Genomic DNA, 4,876 nt, shown 5'->3' on the forward strand with positions numbered 1-4,876 from the left:
AAAATCCGAAAAAAGATAAAAGCTAGCACCACACTAATCCAGCCAAATTTATCCACCCCTAACTGTTGCCAGCTAGAAAGCGCTATAGAAATTGCTAGCCATACGCCAGCAACCTCATCGATAACTATCGAGCTATCATCGTGAGTGCCACTTTTGGCTTCATAAGAATCAATTATGCTAATACTAGCTAAAAATAGCAAAATATTAGCCATAAAAAGTGTCTCTAATCCAATATAATGATATATTCCCACGCCAACTATCGCTCCAGCTAAACTTCCCCATGTCCCAGGTGCTGGGCGCAATAATCCAGAGTAAAAAAAAGTTACAAATAATTTTTGCATATTAATCCTTATGTAAGTGAAGTTGTCTGATATAAATTCATCAATTCTAGATAAAAATCATTTTGAGTACGCTCCTCTAAAAGCCCTACATTTGGAAATAAATCGCCACAAATCTTTTGGAAATTTTCAAATCTATCAGGAAATAGAGTGCTTAAAATCATTGCTGAAATCTCTTTACGCATTAATATTGCTGGTGGTAAAATCCCACGAAATAAAAGCTCTTTGAGCGTGTCAGATTTATATTTAATATGATGGTGCTGGCCATGTGGGCATGTTTTGGTACTAACAATAGTGCGACACTGATTGCAATAAACCAGCTCAGGCATCACAATTAGCTCAATTCCTAAATCTTTTGATACACTATCTAAGATGGTACTTGGCTGATTATGATCAAAAAACATTCCGATTCCACCGTGATTTTGCCCCACAACTAGCTTGGTTGCACCAAAATTATAAGCTGCTAGACACTCAAGAACTGGATTTATATGATTGCTAAATAGATAGGTGTTTTCAAAAGGCACAATCATAACTCGCTCACTAGGCAAGAAGTTGCTTACAAAATACTCTAGCGTTTTTTGTCTTAGTTTAAAGTCTAAATTTCGCTTACTATCAAGTGTACGGATTAAAAATATTATAGTAATATCTGCTTTATCGATAGTCATTCTCACTAGCCTCTCATGCAACCTATGAAACGGATCAGCTGTTAGCATCAGCGCAGTAACCTTTTGATAGTTATTTTCCTTTATCCTATTTAGAACATCTTCTTTAATCTTAGCTAAATTATGATCATAAATTTCAAATTCGCCGCTAACTGCGTATTTACCTGTTTTATTATCCTCATCTAATTCAACCTCTCTAGCAGCAAATATACTATTTTGTGGATTTTCTAGTTTAAAAACTGATGAGACAATCATATGGCCAACAATATTGCCATTTAGAACAAATTCGAGCTTTTGTCCTTGAGTAACTGATCTTATTATGGCTTGATTTCGTCTACCAAAAGGCGCAAATGTATAAGCATATGGCATTGGCTCACCTCTGAAGTAGCCGGTTTGATATACGGTTCTAGCCTCACTAGCATCCATTAAGCGTTTAAATTTGCCAAGAATTTGATTTTTGATAAGGCCTAGAGTGCCATATGTATCTTGATTTATATTTATGGTATTACTTTTGTCTGTAGATATCATGTTTTTTTCTTCTTTCCCATATTGATTTACGAGATATTCCAAGCTTTTTTGATATCTCAGTATCAGGTAATACATCTTGATATAATAAAATCATCTGTTTGACATACTCATCAATTGATAGTATATCGCTCATCATCGCAGCACGAGGCTCACCAAGACTTAATGAGTTAAACCCTATATGGTCACTTGCGCTATGAATAATAGTTGGCGTACCACGAAGAGATTCGATTAAATTTAGCCTAGAATCAGGACTAAGCTCATCAATATTTCTAATATAAACAAAGCTATTTGGCAATAAAGCCTTGATATCAAAGCTAAGCTTAGCATCTACAATTTTACAGTTTAATCCGCTCTCCTTAGAATAGCTAAAGACAAAACCATCACTAATTTGAATTTTGCTAGAGTGAATAATAAGTGGTAGCTTGATCTTTTTATAATCTAAGCTAGTTGGTTTATTGATTATCATAGCTGATTCTAGCATAATATTATAGGTTTCATTTAACATCTCATAGCGTTTAAATGATTCAAAAAATTTAATCTTTCTAACTAGCTCCTCTATCATAAAAGGCTTTTGAATATAATCACTTACTCCTGCTTTCATTGGGTTTGATACAGTATCAGAGCTAATATAGCTAATAAGTAAAATAATAATTGAGTTTTTGTGATTATCTATAACCTTATAAAACTCTTTTGAATTAAAGCTTGTAGATAGTAGCACAACATCATATCTATCATCTCTTAAAGCCTCAAATATATGAGTCGCAATCTCGCAACTATAGCCAAATTCAACTAGCTTACTAGCAATACTTTGAGCTAGGTAAATCTCATTTTCTACTATTAAAACTCTCATACCCTAGTCCAATCAAAATATTTTAAATTCGCACTTGCCATTACAGCAACTCCTTCGCCACGTCCAGTAAATCCTAGCTTTTCACTGGTAGTAGCCTTTATATTTACCCTAAATCTGCTTAATCCCATTACATCTGCTATGGTTTTTGCCATTTCATCTTTATATGGCGATATTTTTGGCTGTTCGCAGATTATAGTTAAATCAACATTGATAATATCAAATCCAATAGATCGCACAAACTCTACACTGCGTTTAAGTAAAATTTTAGAATCAATCCCTTTAAATTTCATATCATTATCTGGGAAAAGCTGACCAATATCAGGGGCGCCTGCTGCTCCTAAAATCGCATCACAAAGCGCATGAATAGCCACATCTCCATCGCTATGAGCCTTAAAAGCCTTATTAAATGGGACTTTAACTCCAGCTAAATTTAAATAATCACCCTCGCAAAATGCATGCACATCAAAGCCATTTCCGCAAAATATATCACTTGATGGTGGTTCAATATTTAAGAGTTTTAAATCATCTTTATAAGTTAGCTTTCTAGCTCTCTCATCGCCTTCTACATACCACACCTTGCCACCAATAGCTGCAATAGCTGAACTATCATCTGTATAGATTGTATCGCTATCTAAGGCTTTTTTTAATATATTAGTTTTAGATAGTTGTGGAGTTTGAATTCTCTTTAACTCATCTCTATTTATATACTCGCTAGCATAAGCTACTGTATCGCTTACTTTTAGCGCTGGAACGATACAATCTGCTAAATTTGCATCATTTATTAATCTTTTAATTAATGTATCTGGTATATCTATTCTAGCTATATCGCTTACCATTACATAATCGCTATTAATATGATTTAATGCATTTTTAAGGCTCTCTTGACGTGTTGCGCCACCTTGGATAAATTTAATATTTGAGGCAAATCTTGACATATATTCACACTCATTACTAACTACAATAATCTCTTTGAAATTATAATTTGAGCTTATATTTTTAGTAGCTTTTAGCCACAATGGGTCATCTTTGGTGCGTAACCACTGTTTTTTAGTCGCTAGGCCAAACCTTGTAGAACTTCCAGCGCCTAGCATTATTAAAGAGATATCAATCAAAATATGTCCTAAATTTAAAATTATGTTACTAAATTATACACTTTTTTTAATTTTATTTGACTGAAAGTCAAATCTATTTTAATCATAAATTAGCCATTTGATGGCCTTAATATGGATATTTTAAAGCAAAAATACTTAAATTTACTTACAAATTACACTTAAAAAGTATATTTAAGCTATGTTAAATTTAAGCTTTTTTGTGTAGCATATTCCCAATTGTATCTTTAAAAGTCCTATTTGTAACATTAAAAATATTAAATTATATAAATATAATTCACAAATAAATTTAAGAGTTGTTTTGTATTTAATTATCTGTTGTAGAATTTGAGCTTTAAAACTTAAAAAAGGACAGCAAATGAGACAAGAGTGGTGTCAAAAACGCCAAAATGACCCTACTCCAACTCAGATGTATTATGCCAAAAATGGTATAATCACTAAGGAGATGGAGTATGTAGCAAATATAGAAAAATTAGACGCTACTAAGGTTAGAGAACTAGTCGCAAGTGGAAAACTCATAATCCCAGCTAATATCAATCACCACAATCTAATCCCAATGGCAATAGGTAGAGCAGTAACTTGTAAAATAAATGCAAATATAGGCTCAAGTGCGATAATTAGCAATATAAATGAAGAGATAGAAAAGCTAAATGTCTGTTTAAAATATGGAGCCGATACTGTAATGGATCTAAGCACTGGCGGCGATTTAGATGCTATTAGAAGAGCAATTATAGCAAATTCAACCGTACCAATTGGCACTGTGCCAATCTATCAAATAATCCACGATATCAAAGATTTAGACAATCTAACTCCGCAAATTATGCTTGATTGTATAGAAAAGCAAGCAAAACAAGGCGTGAGTTACTTTACAATTCATGCTGGATTTTTGCTTGAGTTTATGCCATTAGTTGCTAAGCGTAAAATGGGGATAGTTAGCCGTGGTGGAAGCTTGATGGCTAGCTGGATGATGAAACATCATAAAGAAAATCCATTCTATACTGCATTTGATGATATATGCGATATATGTGCTAAATATGATGTAGCTCTATCTCTTGGTGATAGCTTGCGCCCTGGTTGCCTTGCTGATGCTAGCGATGAGGCTCAAATGGCTGAGCTAAAAGAGCTTGGAAATCTAACTAGAAGAGCATGGGCTAAAAATGTTCAAGTAATGGTAGAAGGACCTGGCCATGTACCATTTAATCAGATTGAATTTAATATGAAAGAACAGCAAAGACTATGCGATGATGCACCATTTTATATCCTTGGGCCATTGCCTACTGATATTGGCGCTGGATATGACCATATAACAAGCGCTATTGGTGGAACTATGGCTGCATATCATGGTGCTAGTATGTTATGTTATGTTACGCCTAAAGAGCATCTAGGCTT

At 33.9% G+C, this 4,876-nt stretch carries 5 protein-coding genes; 1 reads left to right on the forward strand and 4 read right to left on the reverse strand.

Annotated features, from left to right (window positions below):
* The 4 genes from J6V67_RS04380 to J6V67_RS04395 form a co-directional block, all read right to left on the reverse strand.
* The coding region (locus J6V67_RS04380; protein WP_291859316.1) for a phosphatidylglycerophosphatase A at window positions 1-341 on the reverse strand (341 nt) is incomplete at its 3' end.
* An 8-nt stretch (window positions 342-349) separates the two neighbouring features.
* Complete coding sequence (locus J6V67_RS04385) at window positions 350-1,528, reverse strand: sulfate adenylyltransferase (RefSeq protein WP_291859318.1); 1,179 nt, start codon at window positions 1,526-1,528, stop codon at window positions 350-352.
* Window positions 1,506-2,378, reverse strand: a complete 873-nt coding sequence (locus J6V67_RS04390; RefSeq protein ID WP_291859321.1) for a response regulator — start codon at window positions 2,376-2,378, stop codon at window positions 1,506-1,508. Before J6V67_RS04390 ends, J6V67_RS04385 begins: the two co-directional genes overlap by 23 nt.
* A complete protein-coding gene (locus J6V67_RS04395) occupies window positions 2,375-3,490 on the reverse strand; it encodes a bifunctional 2-C-methyl-D-erythritol 4-phosphate cytidylyltransferase/2-C-methyl-D-erythritol 2,4-cyclodiphosphate synthase (protein WP_291859324.1) in 1,116 nt (371 codons plus the stop codon). Before J6V67_RS04395 ends, J6V67_RS04390 begins: the two co-directional genes overlap by 4 nt.
* Window positions 3,491-3,845: 355 nt before the next feature.
* On the opposite strand from J6V67_RS04395, the gene thiC reads away from it, so the two are divergent.
* A partial coding sequence (gene thiC / locus J6V67_RS04400) for a phosphomethylpyrimidine synthase ThiC (RefSeq protein WP_291859327.1) occupies window positions 3,846-4,876 on the forward strand: 1,031 nt, incomplete at its 3' end.

Origin of the sequence: Campylobacter sp. (assembly GCF_017646085.1) — a bacterium.
GTDB lineage: Bacteria > Campylobacterota > Campylobacteria > Campylobacterales > Campylobacteraceae > Campylobacter.

Bases quoted from the DNA above. Each gene is read 5' to 3' on its own strand.
- J6V67_RS04390 (WP_291859321.1), bottom strand. From the start codon at position 2,378: ATGAGAGTTTTAATAGTAGAAAATGAGATTTACCTAGCTCAAAGTATT.
- J6V67_RS04385 (WP_291859318.1), bottom strand. From the start codon at position 1,528: ATGATATCTACAGACAAAAGTAATACCATAAATATAAATCAAGATACA.